This window comes from Cyanobium sp. BA5m-10 (genome assembly GCF_024346255.1).
Lineage (GTDB): Bacteria > Cyanobacteriota > Cyanobacteriia > PCC-6307 > Cyanobiaceae > Cyanobium_A > Cyanobium_A usitatum.
In genome coordinates this window covers 1-25,601 of sequence record NZ_JAGQCP010000016.1, presented here as the reverse complement: position 1 = coordinate 25,601, position 25,601 = coordinate 1, and the positions used below count along the sequence as shown (strand labels likewise).

General features: G+C 63.5%; 25 protein-coding genes. 16 read left to right on the top strand and 9 right to left on the bottom strand.

What is annotated here, in order from left to right:
* Positions 1-6 precede the first annotated feature (6 nt).
* Positions 7-480 (bottom strand): hypothetical protein, encoded by a 474-nt coding sequence (locus KBY85_RS07720; protein WP_254960943.1) that lies wholly within the window; start codon positions 478-480, stop codon positions 7-9.
* A gap of 66 nt (positions 481-546) precedes the next feature.
* Positions 547-1,962 carry a CPBP family intramembrane glutamic endopeptidase gene (locus KBY85_RS07715; protein ID WP_254960942.1) on the bottom strand — a complete coding sequence of 472 codons (1,416 nt, stop codon included), beginning with the start codon at positions 1,960-1,962 and terminating at the stop codon, positions 547-549.
* Between the two features lie 83 nt (positions 1,963-2,045).
* Between KBY85_RS07715 and KBY85_RS07710 the strand changes: the two genes are divergently transcribed.
* Both KBY85_RS07710 and KBY85_RS07705 read left to right on the top strand, forming a co-directional pair.
* Positions 2,046-3,380, top strand: a complete 1,335-nt coding sequence (locus tag KBY85_RS07710) for a histidine phosphatase family protein (RefSeq protein WP_254960941.1) — start codon at positions 2,046-2,048, stop codon at positions 3,378-3,380.
* A 3-nt stretch (positions 3,381-3,383) separates the two neighbouring features.
* Positions 3,384-4,664 carry a dihydroorotase gene (locus KBY85_RS07705; RefSeq protein WP_254960940.1) on the top strand — a complete coding sequence of 427 codons (1,281 nt, stop codon included), beginning with the start codon at positions 3,384-3,386 and terminating at the stop codon, positions 4,662-4,664.
* Here KBY85_RS07705 and lepB read toward each other — a convergent pair.
* Positions 4,627-5,394 (bottom strand): signal peptidase I, encoded by a 768-nt coding sequence (lepB, locus tag KBY85_RS07700; RefSeq protein ID WP_396121828.1) that lies wholly within the window; start codon positions 5,392-5,394, stop codon positions 4,627-4,629. The genes KBY85_RS07705 and lepB overlap by 38 nt on opposite strands.
* A 77-nt stretch (positions 5,395-5,471) precedes the next feature.
* Between lepB and KBY85_RS07695 the strand changes: the two genes are divergently transcribed.
* Complete coding sequence (locus KBY85_RS07695) at positions 5,472-7,013, top strand: hypothetical protein (RefSeq protein ID WP_254960939.1); 1,542 nt, start codon at positions 5,472-5,474, stop codon at positions 7,011-7,013.
* Here the strand turns inward: KBY85_RS07695 and KBY85_RS07690 are convergent.
* The gene (locus tag KBY85_RS07690; RefSeq protein ID WP_254960938.1) at positions 6,979-7,323 is read right to left on the bottom strand and encodes a Spx/MgsR family RNA polymerase-binding regulatory protein; all 345 of its coding nucleotides are present in this window, start codon (positions 7,321-7,323) and stop codon (positions 6,979-6,981) included. The two genes, KBY85_RS07695 and KBY85_RS07690, sit on opposite strands and share 35 nt — an antisense overlap.
* Before the next feature lie 29 nt (positions 7,324-7,352).
* On the bottom strand, positions 7,353-7,715 hold the full coding sequence (locus KBY85_RS07685; protein ID WP_106502554.1) for a 2Fe-2S iron-sulfur cluster-binding protein: 363 nt from the start codon (positions 7,713-7,715) through the stop codon (positions 7,353-7,355).
* An 82-nt stretch (positions 7,716-7,797) separates the two neighbouring features.
* Between KBY85_RS07685 and KBY85_RS07680 the strand changes: the two genes are divergently transcribed.
* Entirely contained in the window at positions 7,798-8,496 is a 699-nt protein-coding gene (locus KBY85_RS07680) for a class I SAM-dependent methyltransferase (protein ID WP_254960937.1), read from the top strand.
* A 399-nt stretch (positions 8,497-8,895) separates the two neighbouring features.
* Here KBY85_RS07680 and KBY85_RS07675 read toward each other — a convergent pair whose 3' ends face one another.
* Entirely contained in the window at positions 8,896-9,384 is a 489-nt protein-coding gene (locus KBY85_RS07675; RefSeq protein WP_241518203.1) for a hypothetical protein, read from the bottom strand.
* Between the two features lie 140 nt (positions 9,385-9,524).
* On the opposite strand from KBY85_RS07675, the gene KBY85_RS07670 reads away from it, so the two are divergent.
* The 4 genes from KBY85_RS07670 (at position 9,525) to KBY85_RS07655 (ending at position 14,239) form a co-directional block, all read left to right on the top strand.
* Positions 9,525-11,351: a proline--tRNA ligase gene (locus KBY85_RS07670; RefSeq protein ID WP_254960936.1), complete on the top strand. Its 1,827-nt coding sequence runs from the start codon at positions 9,525-9,527 to the stop codon at positions 11,349-11,351.
* 47 nt (positions 11,352-11,398) lie between these two features.
* Positions 11,399-11,833: a photosystem II protein Psb27 gene (gene psb27 / locus KBY85_RS07665; RefSeq protein WP_106502435.1), complete on the top strand. Its 435-nt coding sequence runs from the start codon at positions 11,399-11,401 to the stop codon at positions 11,831-11,833.
* Between the two features lie 88 nt (positions 11,834-11,921).
* A complete protein-coding gene (locus tag KBY85_RS07660; RefSeq protein WP_193486180.1) occupies positions 11,922-13,241 on the top strand; it encodes an adenylosuccinate synthase in 1,320 nt (439 codons plus the stop codon).
* The gene (locus KBY85_RS07655) at positions 13,241-14,239 is read left to right on the top strand and encodes an adenosine kinase (protein WP_254960935.1); all 999 of its coding nucleotides are present in this window, start codon (positions 13,241-13,243) and stop codon (positions 14,237-14,239) included. Before KBY85_RS07660 ends, KBY85_RS07655 begins: the two co-directional genes overlap by 1 nt.
* Positions 14,240-14,242: 3 nt before the next feature.
* On the opposite strand, the gene KBY85_RS07650 is transcribed toward KBY85_RS07655, so the two are convergent.
* Positions 14,243-15,034 (bottom strand): precorrin-6A/cobalt-precorrin-6A reductase, encoded by a 792-nt coding sequence (locus tag KBY85_RS07650; protein ID WP_254960934.1) that lies wholly within the window; start codon positions 15,032-15,034, stop codon positions 14,243-14,245.
* Positions 15,035-15,065: 31 nt separating this feature from the next.
* On the opposite strand from KBY85_RS07650, the gene KBY85_RS07645 reads away from it, so the two are divergent.
* Complete coding sequence (locus tag KBY85_RS07645; protein WP_254960933.1) at positions 15,066-15,554, top strand: single-stranded DNA-binding protein; 489 nt, start codon at positions 15,066-15,068, stop codon at positions 15,552-15,554.
* Positions 15,555-15,577: 23 nt separating this feature from the next.
* On the opposite strand, the gene KBY85_RS07640 is transcribed toward KBY85_RS07645, so the two are convergent.
* On the bottom strand, positions 15,578-15,781 hold the full coding sequence (locus tag KBY85_RS07640; RefSeq protein WP_254960932.1) for a hypothetical protein: 204 nt from the start codon (positions 15,779-15,781) through the stop codon (positions 15,578-15,580).
* 22 nt (positions 15,782-15,803) lie between these two features.
* Between KBY85_RS07640 and KBY85_RS07635 the strand changes: the two genes are divergently transcribed.
* From KBY85_RS07635 to KBY85_RS07625, 3 genes are read left to right on the top strand one after another with little or no spacing between them, the layout of a single operon-like run.
* Positions 15,804-16,352, top strand: a complete 549-nt coding sequence (locus KBY85_RS07635; RefSeq protein ID WP_254960931.1) for a DUF2854 domain-containing protein — start codon at positions 15,804-15,806, stop codon at positions 16,350-16,352.
* A gap of 41 nt (positions 16,353-16,393) precedes the next feature.
* The gene (gene argB / locus KBY85_RS07630) at positions 16,394-17,272 is read left to right on the top strand and encodes an acetylglutamate kinase (protein WP_254960958.1); all 879 of its coding nucleotides are present in this window, start codon (positions 16,394-16,396) and stop codon (positions 17,270-17,272) included.
* Positions 17,265-18,383, top strand: a complete 1,119-nt coding sequence (locus KBY85_RS07625; protein ID WP_254960930.1) for a DUF3153 domain-containing protein — start codon at positions 17,265-17,267, stop codon at positions 18,381-18,383. The genes argB and KBY85_RS07625 overlap by 8 nt, the downstream gene beginning before the upstream one ends.
* Positions 18,384-18,392: 9 nt before the next feature.
* On the opposite strand, the gene priA is transcribed toward KBY85_RS07625, so the two are convergent.
* Positions 18,393-20,609, bottom strand: a complete 2,217-nt coding sequence (gene priA, locus KBY85_RS07620) for a primosomal protein N' (protein ID WP_254960929.1) — start codon at positions 20,607-20,609, stop codon at positions 18,393-18,395.
* Positions 20,610-21,026: 417 nt separating this feature from the next.
* On the opposite strand from priA, the gene rpoD reads away from it, so the two are divergent.
* The 4 genes from rpoD to KBY85_RS07600 form a co-directional block, all read left to right on the top strand.
* Complete coding sequence (gene rpoD, locus KBY85_RS07615; protein ID WP_254960928.1) at positions 21,027-22,424, top strand: RNA polymerase sigma factor RpoD; 1,398 nt, start codon at positions 21,027-21,029, stop codon at positions 22,422-22,424.
* Positions 22,421-22,819 carry a DUF1824 family protein gene (locus tag KBY85_RS07610; protein WP_254960927.1) on the top strand — a complete coding sequence of 133 codons (399 nt, stop codon included), beginning with the start codon at positions 22,421-22,423 and terminating at the stop codon, positions 22,817-22,819. The genes rpoD and KBY85_RS07610 overlap by 4 nt, the downstream gene beginning before the upstream one ends.
* Before the next feature lie 25 nt (positions 22,820-22,844).
* Complete coding sequence (hemC, locus tag KBY85_RS07605; protein WP_254960925.1) at positions 22,845-23,795, top strand: hydroxymethylbilane synthase; 951 nt, start codon at positions 22,845-22,847, stop codon at positions 23,793-23,795.
* Positions 23,770-25,601: chloride channel protein (locus KBY85_RS07600; RefSeq protein WP_254960924.1), on the top strand; the 1,832-nt coding region annotated here is incomplete at its 3' end. The genes hemC and KBY85_RS07600, both read left to right, overlap by 26 nt.

Below are 25,601 nucleotides of genomic sequence, written 5' to 3'. Positions count from 1 at the left end.
TTGCCATCAATAGCCCGTCCGGATCTGGCGCAGGGGCAGGCTGCTCAGCAGTGGCAAGCCAGATGCACCTGAGGCCACGCTCGGAGCCGGCAGGTAAATGAGTTTTTCGCTGCTGGTGGGTACCAGCCAGCCGGGACGCTTCACGGCACCGAGGTGGTGCTGCTCCAGCAGGGCGGCTGATTCCTGCAGCTTGTGCTCCAGCACTTGGGACGACTCCATCTGCTGGTAGCTCACACCCCATTGGTTTTGCCAGTGCAGGGTTAGGGCACTGAGGGCAAGCATGCAGATTCCCAGACCAGCCAGGGTGCCATCGGTAGCCCGGTGCAGGTTGGATATCCAAGGTGCCCGGCGTTCAAGTTTGCGGGCTGAGAGAGAACCCTGGATCAGCTTGAGCGTGCGTTGCTGCAGCTTGCGACTTGATTTAGCCCCTGCAGTCACGCTGCTCTCTGGAGCCTGCCGGGGCGAAAGGGAGGCAACCAAGGGAAAGGGCAATGCACTGCGCGATTGAACCATTCTTGGCGCCAGGCAGCAATAGCTGGCAGACGCTTAGCCAGCAAGTAACAACAAATTGGCAAAGGTGAGGCCATTCCAGAGGCTGTGCATAAGCACACTGGGCCCGAGCCGTCCGCTCTGCAGCCGGAGCCAGCCCAGCCCTAGCCCCAACACGAACAAAGGTGGCAGTTCTCCCAGGCTGAGGTGGGCGATACCGAAAAGCAGGGCGCTCACCACCACTGCAACAGGCCCCCCCCAGCGCTGGGCCAGCACAGGCAGCAGCACCCCCCGGAAAAGGGTTTCTTCAAATAGGGGTGCCAGCACCAGGGCAGTGATGGCGAAACAAAGCAGGGCAAGGGGATTGGCGCTGTTGAGCACGAGCTCAAGCAGGGGATTGCTGCCACCGGGATCGCCTACCAAACGCTCCAGCAGCCATCCCACCAGGGCTACCAGCGGCAACACCAGCAACACCTGCAGCAAAGCTCGGCTAAGCGCACTGGCCAGCGGCCGCCAGTGCCACTGCAACCAGCCCCCCTGGGGCCCGGGTCCATGGGGTCGCAGCTGGCTCCACAACAAAACAAGTGGCGCTGCCATCAGGCCGCTATAGAGACCCAACACCAGCAATCCCTGTTGCAGTGCCGGCTGGCTGGACAACGGTTTGAGCAGCCCCTGCAGCAGCGGCGCCAGCACAAGGGGCATCACCAGCTCGCCCAGCACCACGAACCCGCCAGCGATCAGCAGGGTCACCTCCGCCAGGGTGAGGGGTGGCCCTACCAGGGGGGCGGGCGGGGCTGCCTTGCCGCGCCAGCGCAGCCACAGCTCGCGCAGCAGCAGGGCTGAGCCCAGCAGCAGCAGCAGCACCGGCACCACGGCGGTTCCGAGGAGGCGCAGCACTGCTACCTGCTGGGCGGCGCGATCTCCACAAGCAACTTGGGGATCGCTTAGGGCTTGGCACACCAGTTGGCTGCTTAGGGGAGACAGGCCCCAGCCCTTAAGTAGTTGGTCCTGTACCGCTTGCTCTGGGTCGCGGCTGGCGGCTCTGGATGCTGGTTCGACCAAGGCCTTGAGCAGCAGGCGCTGCTCAGGTGGCACCTGCTGGTTTAGCTCTTGCAACCGCTGGCGTGCCGCACTTCCCTGGCCGGCCTGAAGCTCCAGTAGGGCTAGTTGCAGCTCTTGCTGCGGTGCTGGCGGCACGGGATTGCCATCCAACTGTTTCTGCAGATCAAGGCGCAGGGCCTCGAGGGGGTTGGCGCCGGTGAGGGCTTGGCGCAGGCCAGCCGGCAGTGCTGGTGCTGCCAGGGCGGTCAGCTCCAGTTGGCGCAGCTCCAGGGAATTGCCCACAGATGGGCGTTGCAGGCTGTCCACCAGGCCAGTGATCCAAAGCAGGCCACTGAGCACCAGGCTCAGCAGGGCAAGTCCAGTGGTCCATCCAGCGTTCTGGCGGGGTTGCGGGGGGGGACTGGCGTTCAAACGCAGGCCCTCCAGGGCGCACCGGTTTCGGGATTCTGGACCGCACCCCTCCCATACGATGGGATCTAAGCAGCGACGAGCCCGTGCCCCTTCGGATTGTGCTGGTGCGCCATGGGCTGAGCAGCTTCAATGTGGAGCATCGGATCCAGGGCCGCGACGACCTGTCGAGCCTGACGGCAACTGGCCAAAGCCAGGCCTGTGCCACAGGAGCGGCCCTGCGTGATTTGACCTGCGCCGCTGCCTACTGCTCCCCTTTGCGGCGGGCCGCTGAAACCGCCCGTCTGCTCCTAGCCGAGCAGGGCCAGGACCTGGTTGCCGAACAGGCGGAAGGGCTGCTGGAAATTGATCTGGCCCCCTGGAGCGGTCTGCTGCGAGAGGAGTTGCGGGAGCGCTACCCCGAGCAGGAGCAACAATGGCGCCAGGCCCCTGAGTTGCTTGAGCTGCAGCGCCCTGATGGCAGCTCTTACCTGCCTTTGCCGGAGCTGATGGCCCAGGCCCAGCAGTTCCGCCATTTGCTGTTTGATCGCCATGCCGCCGCGCTAGCTGACGATCAGGCCCCTCCCCAGACCGTGCTCGTGGTGGCCCATAACGCCATCTTGCGTTGCCTATTACTAGCCCTGCTGGAGCTGCCCCTCAGCGGCTTCCGCCGGCTGCGGGTCGATAACTGTTCCATCTCTGTGCTCAATGTCAGCAAGGGCGGCGTCCAGGTGGAGTCGCTCAATGGGGTGGCCCACCTTGGTGAGCCCCTGCCCCCTAAAGCTTCAGGCGCCCGACTGCTGTTGGTGCGTCACGGCGAAACCGACTGGAACCGAGAGGGTCGCTTTCAGGGCCAGATCGACATTCCCCTCAATGCCAACGGACGCTCCCAGGCCGAGGCCGCTGGCAACTTTCTCGCCCCGGTGAGCATCGATCGCGCTTACACCAGCTGCATGGCCAGGCCGCGCCAGACCGCCGAGGCAATCCTCTCTAGCCATCCTGGTGTGCCCCTCACCAGCAGCACTGGCCTGGTGGAGATCGGCCACGGCCTCTGGGAGGGCCGCTTGGAGCAGGAGATCGCCGCAGGTTGGCCCGAGCTGCTGGCCGATTGGAAGCGGGCACCACACACAGTTCAGATGCCTGAGGGGGAGACTCTCCAGGAGGTTTGGGACCGCTCTTTAATGACCTGGGCTCGCATAGCTGCCAGCCTCCGCACCGATGAAACGGCCCTTGTGGTGGCCCACGACGCGGTCAACAAGACCATCCTGTGCGGGCTGCTGGGCCTGCAACCCGCCGACATCTGGGCCATCAAGCAGGGCAATGGCGGTGTCACGGTGATTGATTACCCCGAGGGTCCAGCTGGCCGTCCTGTGGTAGCCGCCATGAACCTCACCTCGCATCTTGGAGGCGTGTTGGATCGCACCGCCGCCGGTGCTCTCTGAGTTTTGACGCTCCCCCTCTGGCTTCACCAGGTTCAGCTACTCACCGGTCCTGGTCAGCCGATCACTAGCTCAGATGCCCTGATCGATAGCGGTGGCGAGCTGCTCCTCTGGGGCGAAGGCGCTAGCCAGCGGGCCCAGGCCCTTGGCCTCAGCCCCACCGACGCCCGTTCCTGGCTACTGGCCCCAGTGCTGGTTGACCCCCACAGCGTGCTGGAGCAACCTTGCGGCGGGCGAGCGGAAGATCTGGCCAGCTTGGCGGCCGCCGCTGCTGCTGGCGGCTACGGCACCGTGGCCCTGCTGCCCTGGGCTACTCCCTGGCGCGATCGACCGGAGCGGCTTGGCCTGGGGTGGGCTGAGCCGATGCAATTACTGCTGTGGGGCAGTTTCAGCCTGGATGGTGCCGATCAGGAGCTGGCCCCCCATGCCGATCAAATCGCTGCCGGTGCCATTGGTTTGGCCTGCGCTGAACAGCAGCCACCGTTGGCTTTGCTGGAGCGGGGCCTGCTGCTGGGGGAGATGGGCAGCCGGCCCGTGCTGGTGGCCCCGCGCGATGCCGGCCTTAGCTGCGGTGGCTTCGTGCGCGAGGGGGTTGATGCTCTGAGGGCGGGCTGGCCCCTTGATCCGGAGCTCAGCGAAACCCTGCCGCTGCAGAGCCTGCTCAGCCTTGCTCAGGCTCGTTCGCCTGTGGCTATGCGGCTGATGAACCTATCCACAGCCGCTGGGGTGGATCTATTGGCCCAGGCGCCCACTCGGCCCCTGGCCAGCGTCAGCTGGTGGCACCTACTAGCTGATAGCGGCAATCTCCACCCCACCGAGGAGGGCTGGCGGCTGCGGCCCAGTTTGGGAACTCCCGCTGATCGCCTGGGCTTGCTCGCTGGCCTAGAGCAGCGACTGCTTACCGCCGTGGCCGTGCACCATCTGCCGCTTGATGCGGAAGAGCAGCTGCTCCCCCTGGATCAACGGCGGGCCGGAGTGGCCGGCCATGGCGCCCGCCATGGGCTTGTGTTGCCGCTCTTGTGGCAAGAGCTGGTGGAGGGCCGCGGCTGGAGCGTGGAGCTGCTCTGGCAGGCCCTGAGCTGGGGAGGCTCCGAGTTGCTGGGACTGCCCCCCGAGCAATTAAGCCAGGGAACTCGCCGCTGGCTGCTGTTTGACCCCCAGCACCCCTGGAGCTGGGAGCGGGGTGAATCCTTGTCGATGGCAGCCAACCAGCCTCGCTTGGGCCAGTCGGTATGCGGAGCTGTGCGGGCTACTGGCCTGCAGCCGGCAGATCACTGGAGCTTGTGACTCCAAGGGCACCGGTTTGGTTGAAGGGGTAAAAGCGCCAGAAGGCCCGACCGATGATTTCGCTTTCGGGCAGGAACGCTCCCCCAGGCCAGAAGCGGCCATCCCAGCTATTGGCCCGATTGTCGCCCAGGGTGAGCACGTGGCCAGCTGGAACGACGGCATTCAAGGTTCGGCATGGACCCATGCCCTGGCTATCTACGGGGCAATCGCCTTGAACGTAGGGCTCGGCCAGCCGCTGGCCATCGATGAATACGTGTCCCCTTGGATCCACCACAACCCTCTCACCGGGCAGGGCTACAACTCTCTTGATGTAGGCGTCGCAGGCAGGGTTGGCAACCCCGGGCAGGCTGCCCAGGAGCGGCAGATTCACCAGCAGGCAACGCAGGGGATTGGAGCTTGATCCAGCTGCCAGCACCGGGTCAAAGCGGTGGGGCGAATGGAATACGACAATCTCACCGCGCCGCGGCGAGCGCTGGCGATAGCTCAGCTTTTCCACAAGTAGGCGGTCCTGAAGCTGCAGCCCTGGCAGCATCGAACCCGAGGGGATGTAGCGGGCTTCCACCAGAAACTGGCGAATACCTAGAGCCACAGCCAAGGTGATCAGGACGCTGCGCCAGAAGGCCCAGGGGCTCTCTTGGGGTGCCTGTTCGGGCTGGATCAGGGAGGGGCTGGGACTGCCGCCCTCCTCATTGACAACCTGACCACTCTCTGGATTGTTGGAAGGGCTCAAGACAGCATATCTCCTTTGTACAGGTTCACCGAACCAGACAGGGCAGATTAGGCACAACAACCACCCCGCCAAAGCCCATGGCGTCCCCTCGCTGGCAAGATCGCACCAAGTCGGCAGCGGCTGAGCCTGTAGGCCGCTGGATGCTGGGTTGGGACCGCTTTGTGGCGGTGTGGGCCAGCGTCAACCTGCTGTGGGTGGCGTTCGACATCACCTACGTGCCGCTGCGCACCTTCTGGCTGCAGCGCAACCTCTACCCGATCCCCTCGGTGCCCCTAGTGGTGCCCCTCACCGTGATCCCGGATGTCACCCCCCTGGTGGATCCGATCAAGGGGATTGAGCCCCACCGGGAGACCCAGGCCTACCTGGAGCAATTTCGCCAACTCGATGCGGCCCTGCTAACCCTGCCGGCCGGCCAGGCACCGCAGCCCCGCCAGGTGCTCCTGCTGAATCGTCAGGCCCAACTCACGGCCCAGCTGATCGATAGCAATCCATTTCTCGCTTCTGAGGCCTCGGGAACCCTGGAGAAAATCAAAAATCGCTTGCGGCAGCGGGCAGACCGGGATTCCGCTCGACAGGCCTCCAGCCTGTTGCTGAATCCAGAGCGGATACGGACCAGCGGCTGGAGCCAGGAGCGGCGCTTCTGGAACGACCAGGTGCTGCCGCTGGTGGCCACCAACTACTGGCGATCGATCGATGAAAACGGCCGACCCACAGACCACTTCTGGCGCATCGACCTGCTGCTGTTTCAGAGCGTCTTTGTTTTAGACATCTTGTTGCGGCTGATCCGGCTGCGGCGCCGGCTACCGGGCCTCAGCTGGGGTGATGCCCTGTTGCGCCGTTGGAGCGACCTGCCCCTGCTGCTGCCCTTCTGGCGCTGGCTGCGGCTGGTACCGGTGCTTGAGCGCCTGCAGACCTCCGGCTTGGTCAATTTTGAGCCGCTGCGGGCCGTGGTGAGCCGGGGGGTGGTGGCGCTACTGGCGGTGGAGCTGTTTGAAGTGCTGTCGCTGCAGATCCTCGATGGTACCCAGGGTTTGATTCGTTCTCGGCGCTGGCCCCAGCGGTTGCGAGCCCTGCGCAGCCATCAGAGCGTGGCCAGCAGCAGCGACGAGCGGGCGCTGGTGGAGCTGGTGAGGATCTGGGCGCCGCTGCTGCTGAGCCGGGTGGCACCGAAGCTTGCGCCGGAGCTGCAGGGTTTGCTGGGATACAGCCTGCGTCAGAGCCTCGAGCGCACCGTGGTGCCAGCACCGCTACGCCAGTTGCAACCGCTGCTCCAGGTCGAGACCGGCATCAGTCGCCAACTAGCTAGCGGCATGGTCGACAGCCTCCTTGAGCTTTCCCGCAGCACTGGCAACCAGCTTTCCCGCCGCGATGACGTTCAGCTCGATTTGCTGCAGCGGTTCATCGACAGGTTCTGGGAGGAGCTGGCCGCGGCACTCGAGAGCGGCTCGGCCCTGGAGCGCTCCCAGGAGCTGCTGTGCACCTTGATAGACGGTGCCAAGGGCACCTATCTCAGCCAGATCAACAGGGCCGGAATCGAAGCCCTGATCCAGGAGCTCGACCAGTTGATGACCGCCCCTGGCCCCGCTAGCCAAGAAGATCCAGCCACTCCGGCTCCTTGAAGCCGGTGAGGATGCGTCCGTCGTTTGCGACCAGAAAAGGCCGCTTTATCAATTTGCCGTCCGCGGCCAGCGCTGCTAGAGCCGCCTGATCGTCCATGGCCTGGACCGCAGCGGCTCCCAAGGCCCGGTAGCTCTGCCCGCTGGTATTGAACAGGCGCTGCCTGCCAAGCTGGGCCAAGGCCTGCTCAAGTTCGGCGAGGCTGGGCGGCTGCTCGGTGATGTCCAGCGTTTCGGCAGCTAGGTGACGGGCTGTCAGCCAGGCGATTGCCTTGCGGCAGGTACTGCAACGGGGATAGCTATAAAGCTTCATCCGGAGCTACGGATTGGGGTACCGGCCGCTTATTTGATGCCGATTAGGGACTTGAGGGCGCCCACCAGGCTATTTGAACCCTGGCCAACGGCGTTGGTCGGTTTGGTGCGCACGGTGACGTCGCCGTTGACGCTGGTGCGGCAGCTGAGGCGGAAATTGGCTGGGCGATCAGAGAGGTAAACCTCCTCGACATCGCTGCGGGGGGAAAGGTTTTGCATGCCCTCGATCACCTCCATAACGCAGGTGCCGCACTGGCCTATGCCACCGCAGTTGTTGACGTTGTTGAGCCCTTTGTAAGGGTTGATGCCCGCATCCAGGGCTGCCTTGCGGAGGTTGGCACCTTCGATGCAACCGACCGTCTGGCCTTCCTGTTCAAAACGGATGGTGGGCACGGTCGGGCTGGGGGAATGGGCGCCGCCCAACTTAGGTCACGCCCGTCCCAATGCCTAGCATCGGAACCTTCGCGAGCGAGTTGTGTCAACGCCCCTCGGTTACGACCTGCCTCTTGGTTATGACCTGCCTCTTGGTTATGACCTGATAGTCCAGCAGCTGATTCCGGGATACGCCAGCCTGGCTCGCCTGGCGGTTGCTTTGCTCGCTGCCTCGCCCCGGGCCAGCAGCTCTGGTGCAGCTGTGTTGGTGGCGGGCTGCGGCACCGGAGCAGAGCTGGTGGAGGCAAGGGCCCAGCGCCCGGACTGGCAGCTCACCGCAATCGATCCCTCCGCTGAGATGCTCGCCGCTTCCCAACAGCGACTGGGTGTCGAGTCGATCAGCTGGCGTCAAACCACGGTCGAGGACCTCAACGCCGACGGATGTTTTGCTGGCGCCCTTTCCGTGCTGGTTTTGCAGTCCTTGCCAGACGATGGCAGCAAGCTTGCATTCCTTACGGCCCTTGCCCGCAGCCTTGAGCCTGGTGGCCAACTCGTGCTGGTTGATTTGATGGCGCCGGAGCGATCAACCCTGCAAAGCCAGGTGGAGGCAGCCTGGATGGGTTTCCAACGGGCTAGTGGCCTCAACGCTGATCCTCACGATCTCGCTCCTCTTACCCAAGGCCTCCACCCGATTGGGGAAGCGCGGCTAACGGCTCTCGTCAACGCGGCTGGCTTTGGAGATCCGGCCAGGATTTTTCAGGCTCTCGGCTATGAGGGCTTTCTGCTGCAGCGCCGCCCCTGAGCCCTCGAAGCTCGGGGCCGAATAGCTGAAGGGTCTTCCAGCGACAACCATGGCTAGCGGCACCACCGCCGTGGCCAGGGCGATCAGGCTTCCCAGCAGGCCTGAAAGGGCTTGGGGGCCCGTACTGAATGGATCTTCACCCTGCTCATCAAGATCGCGTTCTGGCGCGGTCGCTTCGGCTAGATAGGGGATGGAAGAGGGTTGGGAATCTCGGGGAACTGAATCCATAGCAATGGGAAAGGGCGCATAAGGCACCGATTCCACTCAGAAAATCAAAGGGACTTCTTCAATTCTGGCACTGTGGCTCAGAAATTGGGGATTGAACAATTATTGACTCGTGCAACTAGCAAGACTGAACCGTGCAACTTGCAAGACCGGTCAACTAGTAAGGCAAATATTTTAGGCGGCAGGGCGGGAGCCTTGATCGTGTTGATCACGGCGGGCACTCAGGTCTGTAGGGCGACCATCGAGATGGTCTAAGCGCAATCGGATGGATCGCAGTTCTTCGAGGATCGAACCCAACAATTGTTGGGTGGCAGTGGAGGGTGAGTTGAGTACCTCAACCGTTACTTCCTTGATCCGCAGCACGTCGCGGGCAAAACGGGCCACCTCGTTGGGGTGGAACATCAGCGGATCCTTTTGATCGCTGCGGTATTCCGGATTCAACTTGCGCGGGTTGAAAGGCGGATTGAGGTTGCGGGGATCAGTATTTGTATAGCGGTATACAGACGCCCGAGAACGGTTGAGAGCCCTTTGGACCTCATCAATACCGATTAGGCCTTCAGCGATCTCGGCGGATCCAGCATCTGCGGGTTCGGCCTGGACAACAAGTCCAGCAGGTAGCCCGATTGCCCCCAATCCATTTGCAGAACTGGGCTGGGGTGGCATGAGACGGCTTTTGGACTAACGGGATCAGATCGAGACCATAGCAGGGGTTTTGCAGGTAATCAGCAGCGGTGGTCACCCCCATACCGGCTCCCCTGGCAGGGTGTCGGTGATAGGTTCCGCCCTCATCGAAAGCTCCTGCCATGCGCGTCTCCCGCCTGATGCTGGTGACGCTCCGCGACGATCCGTCGGAGGCTGAGATTCCCTCTCACAAGCTGCTGCTTCGCGCCGGCTACATCCGCCGGGTTGCCTCGGGCATCTACGCCTATCTCCCCTTGATGTGGCGGGTGCTCCAGAAGGTTTCCCGGGTGGTGCGTGAGGAGATGGACGGCACCGGAGCCCTCGAAACCCTGTTGCCCCAACTTCAGCCGGCGGAGTTGTGGCAGCGCAGCGGCCGTTGGGCCGGCTACACCGCAGGGGAGGGAATCATGTTCCACCTGGAGGATCGCCAGGGGCGTGAGTTGGGGCTGGGGCCTACCCATGAGGAGGTGATCACATATCTGGCCACCGATCTGTTGCGTTCTTACAGGCAGTTGCCCGTCAATTTATATCAGATACAGAGCAAATTTCGCGATGAGATTCGTCCCCGCTTCGGCTTAATGCGTGGTCGCGAATTCATCATGAAAGATGCTTACTCCTTCCATGCCAATGAGGAGTCCTTGCGGCAAACCTACGCCGCTATGGATGGCGCCTACAGACGCATCTTTGCCCGTTGTGGTTTGCGAGCTGTCGCGGTGGAGGCAGACAGCGGTGCGATTGGTGGCTCGGCCAGCCAGGAATTCATGGTTACGGCTGAGGCAGGTGAGGATTTGATTTTGGCCAGTTCCGATGGGGCCTACGCCGCCAACCAGGAGCGGGCTGTTTCGTTAGCCGCTGACCCAATTTCCCTACCGGGGGGACCGCGGGCTGGCGGTAAGGGTGAACCTTTTGCCACCCCTGGACAAAGCAGCATCGAAGATCTCTGCGCCGGCCATGGCATTGAGCCCTGTCAGACCGTAAAGGTGTTGATGTTGCTAGCCCGCTTTGAAGATCAAAGCGGCCAGCCCCTGCTGGTGAGCCTGCGGGGCGATCAACAACTCAACGAAGTCAAGCTGGCCAATGCAGTAACGGCCCGCTGCTCAGCGGAGCATGGAGCGCTATTGGACATTTCCCCAATTACTAGGGAGGCCGCGGCCAGCGAAGGGCTGCTGCCCTTGCCCTTTGGCTTTATGGGTCCCCACTTAGCCGATGGGCTGCTGAGCAATTCCAGTCACTGGAGCAAGCACTTCTTGCGACTAGCTGACAGAACAGCTGCTGAGCTCAGTTCCTTTGTGTGTGGTGCCAACAGCACCGATATCCACCTAGTAGGCGCGGCTTGGGGCTCCCTCTGCCCCTGCCCTGAGAGCCTTGATCTGCGGGCCGCCCAACCAGGTGATCGCTGCCAACACGACCCCTCCCAGCAGCTCCAGGCCAGTCGGGGCATTGAGGTGGGACACATTTTCCAGCTGGGCCGCAAGTATTCAGAGGCCCTTGAGGCCCGTTTCACCAATGAGGCTGGCTCGGAAGAAGCCCTGTGGATGGGCTGTTACGGCATCGGTGTCTCCCGGTTGGCCCAGGCGGCTGTTGAGCAACATCACGATGGCAATGGCATCTGCTGGCCCGTATCGATTGCGCCCTTCGAAGTGATCGTGGTGGCGGCCAATTGGGCCGAAGCCAAGCAGAGCGGCTTGGCTGAGCAGCTCTATCTGCGTCTCCAGGAAGCAGGTGTAGATGTATTGCTGGATGACCGCAGTGAGCGGGCTGGAGTGAAGTTTAAGGATGCCGATCTGATTGGTATTCCCTGGCGGGTAGTGGTGGGTCGCGGAGCGGCTGATGGTCTGGTGGAGTTGGTGGAGCGCTCCAGCTGCAGCAAGCGCGATCTGCCGGCCATTGAGCTGCTTGAGACCCTGCTGCCCTGCTTGGTAAGCCAGCGCATGGGCCTGCCTGCGTAAAGGGCCCCTGAGGCGGCTTCTAGGATGGGGGGATTCGCATTTCTCCCATGGCCGCTGTGCTTCCCTCCTTCCGCCAGCGGCTGAAGCAGCTTTTTTCACGCTTGGCCGTAGCCCTAGTGCTCTGCCTCAGCCTTGCTCTAACTGCCTGTAGCTCTGCAAATACCGGTCTTTCTGGTAATTACATCGAGGACACTGTGGCGGTGGCCGACAGCCTGCTGAGCACCATCGCCCTAGGGGCCGACGATCCTGCCCGCGCTGAGGCCGAGATCGAAGCTCGCAGCCTGAGCAATGGCTACGTGGCCCGCTACCGCCCCCGCAGCTCGGTGAACGGCTTGGGCTCTTTCACTACCATGCAGACGGCGATCAACTCCATGGCTGGCCACTACACCAATTATCCCAATCGCCCGCTGCCGGAGGCGCTTAAGGAGCGGATCGCCAAGGAACTCAAGAAGGCTGAAACCAACGCGACTCGCGGCGCCTAAGGCCCTGATCCAAGCCAACCATCTTTGACGAAAGACCCCACGATCTGAGAAGCTCTCGGATTGTGCTCAGAAGCGGCTCCGGGCCGCTGTGTCCTTGGCCAACGTTGTCGTCATCGGTGCGCAGTGGGGTGACGAGGGGAAGGGCAAGATCACGGATCTTCTCAGCCGCTCAGCCGACGTTGTGGTGCGGTATCAAGGCGGGGTGAACGCCGGCCACACCATCGTCGTGGACGACAAGGTGCTGAAACTGCACCTGATCCCCTCCGGGATCCTTTACCCCGACACGATTTGCTTGATCGGCTCCGGCACGGTGGTCGACCCCAAGGTGATGCTGGGGGAGCTCGACATGCTCGCCACCTACAGCATCGACATCAGTGGCTTGAAGCTGGCTTCTACGGCCCACGTCACCATGCCTTACCACCGCCTGTTGGATCAGGCGATGGAACAGCGCCGCGGCGATCGCCGCATCGGCACCACTGGCCGGGGCATCGGTCCCACCTACGCAGATAAATCGGAGCGCAATGGCATCCGAATCCTGGACATTCTTGACGGGGATCGGTTACGGGATCGCCTCGCGGGCCCCCTTGCCGAAAAGAACGAAATCCTCGAGAAGCTCTACGGCCTTGAGCCGTTGGATTTCGAGACGGTTGTGGCCGAATACGTCGGCTATGGCAAGCGGCTAGCGCCCCATGTGGTCGATTGCACCCGCACTATCCACAGCGCTGCGCGGGCCCGCCAAAACATCCTGTTTGAGGGAGCCCAGGGCACCCTGCTGGATCTTGACCACGGCACCTATCCCTATGTCACCTCTTCAAACCCGGTAAGTGGCGGTGCCTGCATCGGAGCAGGGGTGGGCCCCACCTTGATCGATCGGGTGATCGGGGTAGCCAAGGCATACACGACCCGGGTAGGAGAGGGTCCCTTCCCCACCGAGCTCCAGGGCAGCCTCAACGATCACCTCTGTGATCGGGGCGGTGAGTTTGGTACCACCACAGGCCGCCGCCGCCGTTGCGGTTGGTTTGACGGGGTGATCGGTCGCTATGCGGTGGAGGTGAACGGCCTCGATTGTCTGGCCATCACCAAGCTCGATGTGCTTGATGAGCTCGATGAAATCCAGGTGTGTGTTGCCTACGAACTCGACGGCGAGCGCATCGAATATTTCCCCAGCAGTTCTGAGGATTTCGCCCGCTGCCAGCCGATTTTTGAAACCTTGCCGGGTTGGCAAACCTCTACTGCAGATTGCCGCAGCCTGGAGGAATTACCTCCAACGGCGATGAGCTATTTGCGCTTTCTTGCCGATCTAATGGAGGTACCAATCGCCATAGTTTCCCTTGGCGCTAACCGCGATCAGACGATCGTTGTGGAAGACCCCATTCACGGTCCCAAGCGGGCCCTGCTGAGTACCTAATGGATCCCATGGAAAAGACCTACGACGTCGTCGGCATTGGCAACGCCATCGTTGACGTGCTGGTGCAAGCCAACGACGACCTGATCGACAACTTCGAACTCACCAAGGGCACCATGGCCCTAGTGGACGAAGCCCAAGCCGAGCGCCTCTACGCCAGCGTTGGACCGGGCCTTGAAACCTCTGGTGGCTCCGCTGCCAACACCCTGGCCGGGGTTGCCCAACTGGGCGGCAGGGCGGGCTTTATCGGTCGGGTGCGCAACGATCAGCTGGGGGGGATCTTTACCCACGACATCCGTTCGGTTGGTGCTCGCTTTGATACCCCTGCGGCCACGGAGGGGCCCTCCACGGCCCGTTGCCTGATCCTGGTGACTCCGGATGCCCAGCGCACCATGTGCACATACTTGGGCGCTTCGGTGGGGCTGGATCCAGCCGACCTCGACCTTGACATGGTTGCCCAAGCCAAGGTGCTCTACCTAGAGGGTTACCTCTGGGACAGCGACGAGGCCAAGGCGGCTTTCATCACTGCGGCCGAGGTGGCCCGCGCCCATGGGGGCGAGGTGGCTTTGAGCCTGTCGGATGCTTTTTGCGTCGAGCGTCACCGCGAAAGCTTCCAGGAGCTAGTGGACGGCCACGTCGACATCCTGTTTGCCAACGAAATGGAGATCACGGCCCTCTACAAGGCCAATAGTTTTGAAGAGGCTGCCGACCAGGTGCGGGGCCGCTGCAAGCTGGCAGCCCTCACCCGCAGCGAGCAGGGATCGGTAATCCTCAATGGCGCCGGCACCCACAGCGTCGCCCCCTTCCAGCTCGGTCCCTTGCTGGACACCACAGGGGCGGGTGATCTCTACGCCGCTGGCTTCCTGCACGCCTACACCCAGGGCCAGCCCGTCGACGAATGTGGACGGCTGGGTTCCCTCTGCGCTGGTCAGGTCGTGACCCAGCTGGGGCCCCGGCCCCAGGGCTCGCTCAAGCAGCTAGTAGCCGAGCACCTGGGCTGAGCCTCACTGCGGCAGCACCAGTGCCTCCAATAGGCAAGTTTGGCTTAAGGCTTCTACTCCGGCTGGCTCTGCTGGCCTGCCGATCAGCAACAATTCGGGGCCGGGGCCAGCGCAGAGCTGCCTCCAGAGCTGTTCGGTAGCTCCGCCCGACTGGCGTGCCAACACCATGGTGATGCGCCAGCGGCGAATCAGGGATCGCTCTACCTCCAGCTCCGAGCCTGGGCGGAGGCAGGCGACCTGATCGGCCGCCAAGCCAGCCGCCATGGCCAGCTGTAGGGCCCTTGGGCTGGGCAGCAGCCGGGCGAAGTGACGGGCGCCGGGGCTGCAGGCCAGCGCCTGTTTTAGTTGGCGGGCACCTATTGCCAATAGGAGGCGGTGGCCCTGCAGCGAGCGACTACGCAGCGTCTCCAGGCTCGGCAAGATCGTTGCCGCTCCAGGCAGGGTGGGGCGCAGCAGCCGTATCAGCCGTTGGCGGCGCTGCTTGCACACGGCGGCCAGCTGGCGACTCACCAGACAGGCGAAGGGATGGCTGGCATCCACCACCACCGCATAGGGCCAACCCACCGATTCGGCGGCGGCCAGTTCTGCCCATACCCCCTGCTCGCCATCGATGGCGCCGACGCGCAGGGTTAGCCCCGGATGGGGGCGATAGGCCAGGGCCGCTGTTGCACCAACAACGCTCACGGTTAGGTGCCAGCCGCGCTGCAGCAGCCGCTCCGCCACTACGGGGCCTTCGCCGGTGCCGCCGATCAGCCACAGACGGGGCGAGGTCTGCTGAATCTCAGGTCCGTGCATCAGGATGGGGGCCACCAATGGTTGCCGGGGAGTGAATCACTGTCTGCTCGAGGTTGAGGTGCTGGAAGCGCCCCAGGTGCGATACACCCAGGACAATCAGACGCCGGTGGCGGAGATGGCGGTCCAGATAGACGGCCTGCGTCCTGATGATCCCCCGGGTCAATTGAAGGTGGTCGGCTGGGGCAATTTGGCCCAAGAGCTCCAGAACCGGGTGCAGGTTGGCCAGCGGCTGATGCTCGAGGGCCGGCTGCGTATGAATACCGTCACCCGTCAGGACGGCGTCAAGGAAAAGCGCGCTGAATTCACCCTGGCCCGGCTGCACGGCATGGGTCCTGGCGCCACCAGCAGTCCTGCTGTCAATCCAGCTGCCGCTACTGCGCCTGCGCCCCAGCGCCGTGCCCCAACAGCGGCTCCCCCTTCCACCCCGGCTCCAGCCGCGCCGGCGGGTGCCCAGCCCCCAACCTGGAATACCTCCCCGCTGGTGCCTGATCTCCCTGACGACGACGACATCCCTTTTTGATGCGGGATTGATCCCGTTTAGAGCTAGGCGTCGGCGCTGGAATCGGAGTCGCTCAACTGATCGAGCAGCTGGCCCAGCTCCCGCTCCAAGGCTGCTAGATCCAGGCGCCATTGGGGCCAACGACCCGCATCAATTTGGCGCAATAACCAAAGCCGGTCGCTCTTGAGGTTGCTGATCAGTTCGGCGGTGCCGGTTTCGCTGGGCCGGCTGGTGGTCGCATCCGCCATGGGCATAAAGGAAGATGGCTGTATGCAAGCACTTCTCTCACCAGGCAGCCTCGTGACCATCGCGGGGGCTGTGCTCACGGTGATCGGCACGATCGCCTACGCCACCGATATCCCCAATCTCAGCCTGCCCACGATTTTCTACGGCATTCCGATCCTGTTGGGTGGGTTGGCCTTGAAATCCTCTGAGCTGCCTCCACCTAAGCGACTAACGCCGGCCTCCCGTTTCAAGCAATTGCGGGACCTGCCGGAGAGCGAGCCCCTGCGCAAGCTGCTGGCCGATGTAGATCGCTGGCGCTACGGACAGAAAGCCCATCTGGAGAGCTCTCTGGAGGTGCTCAAGCTCTGGGACGAGGACGCTCCGCCCCAGCTGCTGAGTGTTGAGGAGCTCGACTGCGATGGCCGCTATGGCTTGCGCCTGCGCTTTCGCTGCGAAGGGGTGCCCCTAGATCGCTGGCAGGCCCGCGCTGATCGGCTTGGCCGCTTCTTTGGCACCGGTTTGATTGCCGACATCAAGCCAGAGCGCCGCGATGAATTCAGCCTCGCTCTGGTGCCCGAGCCCAGCGCTAGCTAAGACCGCTTAATCCATCTGCCCCATCGGCAAGCGAAACCTTGATCAGCAGCCAGGACACCCTGAGGGTGTCGGTCCTAAGTGAGGCCCTTCCATACATCCAACGCTTTGCGGGCCGCAGGGTGGTGGTCAAGTACGGCGGCGCGGCGATGGTGCAAGCGGAGCTTCGCGACGCTGTCTACCGCGATGTGGTGCTGCTGGCCTCGGTGGGGGTGCAGCCAGTGGTGGTTCATGGCGGCGGTCCGGAGATCAATGACTGGCTGAATCGCCTTCAAATAGAGCCCGAATTCCGTGACGGTTTGCGGGTCACCACTCCGGAAACCATGGACGTTGTGGAGATGGTGCTGGTGGGCCGGGTCAACAAAAACATCGTTAACGGCCTCAATCAGGTGGGTGGCCGGGCCGTGGGACTTTGCGGCAGTGATGGCTCCTTGGTGCGAGCCCGCACCTACGCCGATGGGGTTAATGGGCTGGTGGGAGAGGTGGCGGCAGTAGATCCGGCAGTGCTTTTTCCCCTGCTCGATGCCGGCTACATCCCGGTGATCTCAAGCGTGGCCGCCGACGCTGAGGGCCAGGCCCACAACATCAATGCCGATACCGTGGCCGGTGAACTGGCCGCGGCTTTACAGGCCGAGAAACTAATCCTGCTCACAGACACGGCAGGGGTTTTGAAGGATCGCCACGATCCTGACTCCCTAATTCGTCAGCTGACCCTGGCGGACGCACGCCAATTAATCCATGAGGGTGTGGTGGCAGGCGGCATGACCCCGAAGACCGAATGCTGCATCCGGGCCCTGGCCCAGGGAGTGGCGGCGGCCCACATCGTTGATGGCCGGGTGCCCCACGCCCTGTTGCTGGAGGTTTTCACCGATTCGGGGATTGGCACCATGGTGGTGGGCAGCCAGCGCGGCGGCCATGGCTGAAGACCTGCTGGCTGCAGCCCGTGCAGCCCTCGAGCGGGGCGATTACGGCCAGGTTGTACGCCTATTGGATCCCCTCACCAGAGAGCATCCTGCTGCTACCGCCACCGGAGCTGAGATTCAGCTGCTGCTCGCCACCGCCTGGATGGGGCGGGGCGACAACGGCCGGGCGATCCTGTGTTGCCGGCTGATCAAGCGCTGCCGTGATGCCAGCCTGCGGGCTCAGGCCATAGACCTACTCACCGTGCTGGAGGCACCGGCCCTCGAGCGCCCCCGCGATTGGTCGATCACCCTGCCCGATCTGGGCACAGCAGAGGCCATGGGCGGCCAGATGCAGCAGCTTGCCCGCGGCCGCCGCTCCAACAAACCACCACCGCCGCCACCGCCACCGGTGGGGCCAACCAGGGCTCCAGTGGGCTTCGCTGTGCTGGCAGTTTTGCTGTTGCTGCTGACGCTGCTGCTCGGCGGCTGCACCGAGGTGCGCAGCGAGTTGACCTTCAAGGGGCCGGGCCGGCTGCAGATCGCCCATGGCCTATCGAGCCCCGGCACCCAACCCGAGCCCTGGGCCCGTCAGTTTGGCCGCACCCTGCTGACCCAGGGATTTCACCCGGCCAAGCAGCCCAAGCCATCTGCTGGCGCTGACGGCTTTCACCAGCGACTGGAGAGCCCGGTGCTGCCAGCGCCCGAGGCCCTTGCCCTGCTGGCAGCAAACCTCAGCGCGGCAGCGGATCTGGCCGGTGTGGCCCTGCAGCCGCCCCACTTCCAGCTGCGGGAGCGCAATTGGCTGCTGGGGGTGCGCCAAAGCCTTGAACTGACTGTGGACCTGCGTGGGCTCACCGCTCTGCCGGGTTTCAGCGCCGCCATCGACCTGGCCCCTGTGACCCCTGCGGCTGTCCGCCTGGCCAGTCCCGAGCCCGCTGCGACGATTTCTGGACGAGCTGCCCTGCACTGGCCCCTGCGATTTGGCGCCAGCAACACCCTGCAGCTCAGCTGCTGGCGCTGGAGTGGTCTTGGTATTGGCGGCGCCCTGATTGCCCTTGCCCTAGTGCTGGTGCTGGCCCTGGAGCGCCTGCGGCGACTGCTGGGCTTCGGCCTGCCGGAACTACCGGCTTGAGAGCGGTGCTCAAAGGCAGAGGGGGTCGGGGTCGATCGCCAGACCCACCCCCGCAGGCAGCCCCTCCCGCAGCAGGCTTTCAGTCGGCAAGGGCAGGGGCTGGGCGGCGGGACCATGCAGCAACAGCTGCCAGCGACTCTTGCCCGCTACCCGGGCTACCGGGGCCGGGGCGGGACCAATCAACAGCCAGCCGGCTGCCGCCACTTGGCTGCGGATTCTCTCGGCCAAGGCAGCGGCTGCGGTTGCCGTGCAGCTGGCGCTTGGTCCGCTCAGACGCAGGAGGCAGGCCCGGCTGAAGGGCACCAGGCCACCCTGGCGGCGCAACTGGCTCTCCTCGGCCAAAAACAGCTCGTAGCGCCCATCCACCAGGTGGCGAATCACCGGGTGTTCGGGGCTGTAGGTCTGCACCAGCACCTCGCCCGGTTTTTCGCCGCGTCCCGCCCGGCCCGCTAATTGCAACAGCAATTGCAGGCACTGCTCGGAGGAGCGCAGATCGGGGCGATGCAACAGACCGTCTGCCGCCAAAACCGCCGCGAGCGTGACCCGGGGTAGGTCCATGCCTTTGGCCAGCATCTGGGTGCCTACCAATACGTCGGCTTCCCCTTGGGCGAAGCGATCGAGCAGGCGGCGGTGGCCGTCGCGGCCCCGGGTGGTGTCACGGTCAAAGCGCAGCAGGCGCAACCCTTCAAGCTCGGTTGCCAGCTGTTCCATCACCCGCTGGGTGCCCGCGCCAAAGGGCTTGAAGGCCGTGGAGCCACAGTGGCCGCAGCGATTGCCCATCTCGGCGCGGTGGTCGCACCAGTGGCAGCGCAGCCATTCCTGGCCCCCTTTGGAGCGGTGCACGGTTAGGGATACATCGCAGTGGGGGCAGAGCACCGCTTCGCCGCAGCTGCGACAGCTCAGGAATGCTCGATAGCCCCGTCGGGGCACCAGCACCACTGCCTGTTCGCCCTTCTCCTGCAGCTGCTCTAAGCGCCCCATCAGGGCCCGGCTGATCAAGCGACGGTGGCCGTCCGCGAGCTCGTGGCGCATGTCGATCACCCGTACGGCAGGCAGGGGCCGCGAACCAATCCGCTCCGGCAGTCGTAGGAGGCGGCTGGCTGGTTGGGGGGATTGACAGCTCAGCCAACTCTCGAGGGAGGGGGTGGCACTGCCGAGCACCAGCCGCGCCCCGCTGTGCCGGGCCCTTAGGCGGGCTACGTCGCGGGCGTGGTAGCAGGGCATCGGGCTGTCCTGCTTGTAGGAGCTGTCGTGTTCCTCATCGAGCACGATCAGGCCCAGCCTGGGCATGGGCAGAAAGATCGCTGAGCGGGTACCCACCACGACCACCGCTTCTGGTTCCAGGCAGCGACGCCAGGCCGCCACCCGGGCTCCATCGGAAAGGCCGCTGTGGAACTCGACCACCCGGCAGCCGAAGCGTTCCCGTGCCCGGTCGAGCAACTGGGGAATTAGGCCAATCTCCGGGGTGAGTAAGAGGATGGCCTGCCCCAGCTCCAGAGCTTGAGCTGCCGCTCGCAGATACACCTCAGTTTTGCCGGCGCCTGTTACACCCCAGAGCAAAAATTCCGCGCCCGCTGGGGCACCGGAAAGGGCCTCGACTGCAGCGGCCTGGGCCTCCGTCAGGGCAGGCCAGTGAGCCGGTGCCAGGCCAGCTCCACTGCCCTCGGGGGGAGCCTGAAGGCGCTGCACCAGGCCCCGAGCCTCCAGGCCCTTGAGGACGGCGCGACTGAAGCCAGCCTCACCACAAAGATCCCTCAGGGGCACTGGCCCGCTATGGCGCCCAAGGTGCTCAAGCAGTTGTTGCTGCCGCTCGGTGAGGGGCTGGCTGAGGAGTGCTGCATCGGAGCGCTCCACCAGCCAGATTGCGCGGCTTGGCCTGCTTGGCCCCTGGTTGCGCTGGCCAAGCCAGCCCGGTGGCAGGGCACTTTTCAGAGTTTTGAAGAGGCTCGTGTGGCACTCCGCCGCCACGCTTGTCATTAAGTTTTGCCAATCGGGATCTACGGCAGCCCGCTGCCAAATCTCCAGGATCGGCTGTATTCGCTTGCTGCTGAGACTGCCGGGTAATTGATCAAGCCAGCCCACCACCAAGCCGGTGTGCGGGCGTCCCTGCAGCCTCACCCGCACCAAATCCCCAATCCCGGCTGGGGTTTCTGGCGAGTTGGCGTAGGTGAATACCTGGCCTTCGCGCCCGGCTTCGAGCCAGATCTGCAGCCAGGGGGTCGACAAGCTTGCAAAGGTCACAACCCATTCTTAGGATGTGGATGTTGGGCAGTTCAAGGACTGCCGTCGGAACTAAGCAGATTTCCGTCCAGCGGGAAGACCTGAAGTGAGACCCCGGGAGCCAGCCTCCCACCATTCGGCCTCCCGGTCTGCGACCACCCCTGTCAGCCCTGTCCAGGCCTCGGCCAACCTGTCCAGGCCTCGGCCACCGACCCCTTGCTTTTTGCCGGGTCGCTCGACTTTCTTTGCCGACTACCACCGTTCAGAGGTTTCGTTCCCGTTTTCGTGGTCTTGCACCAGCTCCTACGGCTAATCCCGGCGTAGCTGAAACAATTTCTGCCGATTGCAGGCAGAAGATCTCTAGACCCGATTTCAGGCGATGCGTTTCCGCCCATTTGTTTTGTTGTTTCGTTTTTGTTACCTATGAGCCCTGCTGCTGCCCAGCCGAAAGCATCCCCTGAAATCTTGATGGTGGCCACGGCGGCCGGTGAAGAGGTGCAAGTAACGCCCAAGAAGGCTGCACCTAAGTCAAAGGCTGCGCCAAAAGCAAAAGCCGCTGCCAAAGCCCCGGCTGCTGCCAAGACCCCGGCTGCTTCCAAGGGAACGGCTGCTCCCAAAGCAAAGACTGCCACCAAAGCCCCGTCTGCTTCTAAAGCAACTGCTGCTACCAAGGCAAAGGCTGCTACCAAGGCAAAGCCGGCCGCGAGCAAATCCTCAGCGCCTAAACCCCCAGCGGCCAAGGCCAAAACTGAGGCTCCAGTCGATACCGCTGAGCTAGACGATTCCGATGATCTAGGCCCATCCGGCAGCTCTGCCGAGAAGGACGAGAAGGCCGCCAAGGCCCTCGCCAGCATCAAGGTGGGGCCTAAAGGTGTCTACACCGAAGACTCCATTCGGGTTTACCTCCAGGAGATCGGCCGTATCCGCCTACTCCGGCCCGATGAGGAGATCGAGCTGGCCCGCAAGATCGCCGATCTGCTCCAGCTCGAGGAGATCGCCGCTCAGTTTGAGGCCGATCACGGCCGCCAGCCCGACAACAAGGAATGGGCGGCATTGGTGGAGATGCCCTCCATCAAGTTCCGCCGGCGCCTGATGCTTGGCCGCCGAGCCAAGGAAAAGATGGTGCAGTCAAACCTGCGCCTGGTGGTTTCGATCGCAAAGAAATATATGAACCGGGGCCTGAGCTTCCAGGACCTGATTCAGGAGGGTTCCCTCGGCTTGATCCGGGCTGCCGAAAAATTCGACCACGAAAAGGGATATAAATTTTCCACCTACGCCACCTGGTGGATTCGTCAGGCGATCACCCGCGCTATCGCTGATCAGTCACGCACTATCCGCCTTCCGGTGCACCTATACGAAACCATTTCCCGGATCAAGAAGACCACTAAGACCCTCTCCCAGGAATTCGGCCGCAAGCCCACCGAAGAGGAAATTGCCGAATCGATGGAAATGACCATCGAGAAGCTGCGTTTCATCGCCAAAAGCGCCCAGCTGCCCATCTCCCTGGAGACGCCGATCGGCAAAGAGGAGGATTCCCGGCTCGGTGACTTCATCGAGGCCGATATTGAAAACCCTGAGCAGGATGTGGCCAAGAACCTGCTGCGAGAGGACCTCGAGGGCGTGCTGGCCACCCTCAGCCCCAGGGAGCGTGACGTGCTGCGTCTGCGCTACGGCCTAGATGACGGCCGCATGAAGACCCTTGAGGAGATCGGCCAGATTTTTGATGTCACCAGGGAGCGCATTCGTCAAATTGAAGCCAAGGCCCTGCGCAAGCTGCGCCACCCCAACCGCAACGGCGTGCTCAAGGAGTACATCAAGTGAGTCAGGGCCTGGCATCCCTGCGGGGGCTGCGCACTGCTCCGTCGCTCGACCCCGCAGCGCTCTCGGAGCTGCGGGCAGAGCTTGAGCCGCTGCTGGCTCGCTGCGACTGGTTCACGGCGGGAGTGATGGCAGCCTCTGCAGCGGCTGCGGTGACCTGTCTGCGTCAGGTTGAGATGGCTCTGGGCTGGTCGCAATTGCAGCTAGATCCCGCCGGTGTTGCCCTCGATTCGATCGAGGGTCCGGTCTTCCTCAAGGCCAACCAGAACAGCGGTCGCTTTCAGGTGCGCGCTGAAACCGGTCTAGGAGAGGGACTATTGATCAGCGGTCACTGTTCAGCAGATACGGCTGCGGAAGACACCTGGGGTCCATTGCCCCTTGATTTCTTCGGCCCTTAATCTGAGTGGCTGTTATCTGCCCCTGATGGCCAACCCCCTGCGCATAGCCTCCCGCCGCAGCCAGCTGGCCATGGTGCAAACCAACTGGGTGCGCGATGAACTGATCCAGGCCCACAACGGCCTGGAGATCACGATTGAAGCGATGGCCACCCAAGGGGACAAGATTCTCGATGTGGCCCTCGCCAAGATCGGCGACAAAGGCCTTTTTACCAAGGAGTTAGAGGCTCAGATGCTTGTTGGAAAGGCTGATATCGCCGTCCATAGCCTCAAGGATCTGCCAACCAACCTGCCCGAGGGGCTGATGCTTGGCTGCATCACCGAGCGGGAAGATCCCGCGGATGCCTTGGTGGTGCATGAACAACACCGGGATAAGAGCCTGGCAACCCTGCCCGCAGGCGCCGTGGTAGGCACCAGTTCCCTGCGCCGTCTAGCCCAGCTGCGCCACCACTTCCCGCACCTCAGCTTTAAGGATGTGCGCGGCAACGTAATCACCCGCTTGGAGAAACTTGATGCTGGTGAGTACGACTGCCTGATCCTGGCGGCCGCTGGCTTGGGACGGCTTGGTTTGGGGGATCGCATCCACGAACTGATCGACCCGTCCATTTCCCTCCACGCCGTTGGCCAGGGTGCCTTGGGTATTGAGTGTCGAGAGGGCGATGCCGCCGTACTCGAGCAGATCAAGGTGTTGGAGCACCAGCCCACCGCCCGTCGCTGTCTGGCTGAGCGAGCCTTTTTGCGTGAGCTGGAGGGTGGCTGTCAGGTGCCCATCGGCGTTAACAGCCGCTTTGACGGGGATACGCTTGTATTAACAGGAATGGTTGCAAGCATCGACGGCCTGCGCCTGATTCGCGATCAGGCTTGCGGTCCCCAGAGCGACCCTGAGGCCATTGGGATCGCCCTTGCCCATGCTTTGAAGGCCCAGGGCGCAGGCGAGATCCTGGAGGAGATTTTTGCAACTGTCCGGCCCGAAGCCTGAACCAGCGCCAGCGGCGGCCAGCCCCGTTGAAGCCGAGGCACGCGCCCTTCCCTATCAATGGAATCTGCTGGCCTGGGCTGCCCTGATTGGGGTGCTCACGGGACTGGCAGTGGTGGCCTTCCACGAATTGCTGGGCTTCATCAATAACGGGCTGTTTGGACCTTTTGTGGAGGGGCTTCTAACGGTTGGTCGTAGCCAGCCGCCGGAGTTAGCAATCGAATTGCCGCTAGCGGCTGCTCCTGATACGGGCACACCTCTGCGGGCCCTGCTCCAGGTGGGTCTCGGCGGGCTTGGCTTCCTGCCACCGCCCCCGGCCGTTCCTGAGCCGCTGCCCCTGCCGGTTTCCTCCCTGCCCGATTGGATAAGTCTTTGGCCGGTGGTTGTGGTGCCCACCCTGGGGGGCTGGGCCGTTGGTCTTTTGCGCCGCTATGGCGGTGACCTGGGCCCTGGCCTACCCAGCCTGATGGCGATGGCCGATGGCGCCGTAAGCGCTCGGCCCCGCTTGCCCTTTCAGCGCCTGCTGGGTGCATCCCTCAGCCTGGGCAGTGGTGCCTCCCTCGGCCCGGAGGGGCCCAGCGTTGAGAGTGGCGGCAATATCGGTCTGTGGGTGGCCCTGCGCGGCGGGCTCTCTCCCCAGAGTCAGAAAGCCCTGGTGGCCGCGGGAGTGGCCGCAGGTCTGGCGGCGGGATTCAAGGCACCCATCGCCGGGGTGTTTTTTGCTTTTGAAGGAAGCTTCAGTGCCGTTCAGGGCCGGCCCAGCTTGCGGGCGGTGCTGGTGGCGGCGGTGGCTTCCTCGCTGGTCACCCAATTGCTGCTCGGGGACACACCGATTTTGCGCTTGCCTGCTTATGAGGTGCGCTCACCGCTGGAGTTGCCCCTTTATCTGGGCTTAGGCCTGGTGGCAAGCTTGATGTCCTGGGCCTTGGTGAGCCTGCTGGCTGCAGGCCGCAGCGAGCGGCTTCAGGCCTGGCTGGGCCAGCTGCCGCCAGGCCTGCCCACCGCCCTAGGGGGTGCCTCTGTGGGTGTGATGGCTCTGGGTTTTCCCCAGGTGCTTGGTGTCGGCTACGACACGATTGAAGCCCTGCTTGGCAGCGAGGGTGGCGTGCCCCTGCTCACCTTGCTGGTATTGCTGGGCGTCAAGCTATTAGCAACTGGTATCAGCAATGCCACCGGCTTTGTTGGCGGTGGTTTTGCCCCATCCCTGTTCCTGGGAGCGGTGCTCGGCAACTGCTACGGCCAGCTGCTTGGTGATAGTGGCCTGCACCTGCCGGTGGCTGAGCCACCCGCTTACGCCATGGTGGGCATGGCAGCTGTGCTGGCCGGTAGTGCCAGGGCTCCTCTTACGGCCCTGTTGCTGCTGTTTGAGCTCACCCGCGATATTCGAATTGTGCTGCCGCTAATGGCCGCCGCCGGCCTCAGTGCTGCCTTGGTGGAGCGCTGGCAGGGCCTGGCTGATCCGGGCTTACTTGGGCCTGACCCCCAAGAGGAGCATCGCCGCCGCCAGTTGGCCGCCCTGCAGGTGGCTGAGGCTTTCGAGCCCGAGCCACCCCTGGTGCTGGCAGCTGAGTTACCAGCCAAAAAGGCCTTGCTTCAGCTGGTGGAGGCCCACGGCCACTGTCTGGTGGTGGCTGATGGGGCTTGGGTGGTGGGGCTGGTCACCCTGGCTGATCTGCAGCGGGCCCTAAGTGCCGAGCGGGAGTTCAATGACGACGGGTCTTCACCGGTGCCCACCTTGCTCTCCTGTCGCCGCAGTGACTTGGTGTGGCTGCCGATGTCTGCCCAGCTTGCTCAGCTGGAAGACCAGCT

Excerpts from the sequence above, each read along its gene's own strand:
- KBY85_RS07695 (WP_254960939.1), top strand. The coding sequence starts at position 5,472 with ATGGCGTCCCCTCGCTGGCAAGATCGCACCAAGTCGGCAGCGGCTGAG.
- KBY85_RS07690 (WP_254960938.1), bottom strand. The coding sequence starts at position 7,323 with ATGAAGCTTTATAGCTATCCCCGTTGCAGTACCTGCCGCAAGGCAATC.
- KBY85_RS07675 (WP_241518203.1), bottom strand. The coding sequence starts at position 9,384 with ATGCCACCCCAGCCCAGTTCTGCAAATGGATTGGGGGCAATCGGGCTA.
- KBY85_RS07670 (WP_254960936.1), top strand. The coding sequence starts at position 9,525 with ATGCGCGTCTCCCGCCTGATGCTGGTGACGCTCCGCGACGATCCGTCG.
- psb27 (WP_106502435.1), top strand. The coding sequence starts at position 11,399 with ATGGCCGCTGTGCTTCCCTCCTTCCGCCAGCGGCTGAAGCAGCTTTTT.
- KBY85_RS07655 (WP_254960935.1), top strand. The coding sequence starts at position 13,241 with ATGGATCCCATGGAAAAGACCTACGACGTCGTCGGCATTGGCAACGCC.
- KBY85_RS07650 (WP_254960934.1), bottom strand. The coding sequence starts at position 15,034 with ATGCACGGACCTGAGATTCAGCAGACCTCGCCCCGTCTGTGGCTGATC.
- KBY85_RS07640 (WP_254960932.1), bottom strand. The coding sequence starts at position 15,781 with ATGGCGGATGCGACCACCAGCCGGCCCAGCGAAACCGGCACCGCCGAA.
- KBY85_RS07635 (WP_254960931.1), top strand. The coding sequence starts at position 15,804 with ATGCAAGCACTTCTCTCACCAGGCAGCCTCGTGACCATCGCGGGGGCT.
- KBY85_RS07625 (WP_254960930.1), top strand. The coding sequence starts at position 17,265 with ATGGCTGAAGACCTGCTGGCTGCAGCCCGTGCAGCCCTCGAGCGGGGC.
- rpoD (WP_254960928.1), top strand. The coding sequence starts at position 21,027 with ATGAGCCCTGCTGCTGCCCAGCCGAAAGCATCCCCTGAAATCTTGATG.
- hemC (WP_254960925.1), top strand. The coding sequence starts at position 22,845 with ATGGCCAACCCCCTGCGCATAGCCTCCCGCCGCAGCCAGCTGGCCATG.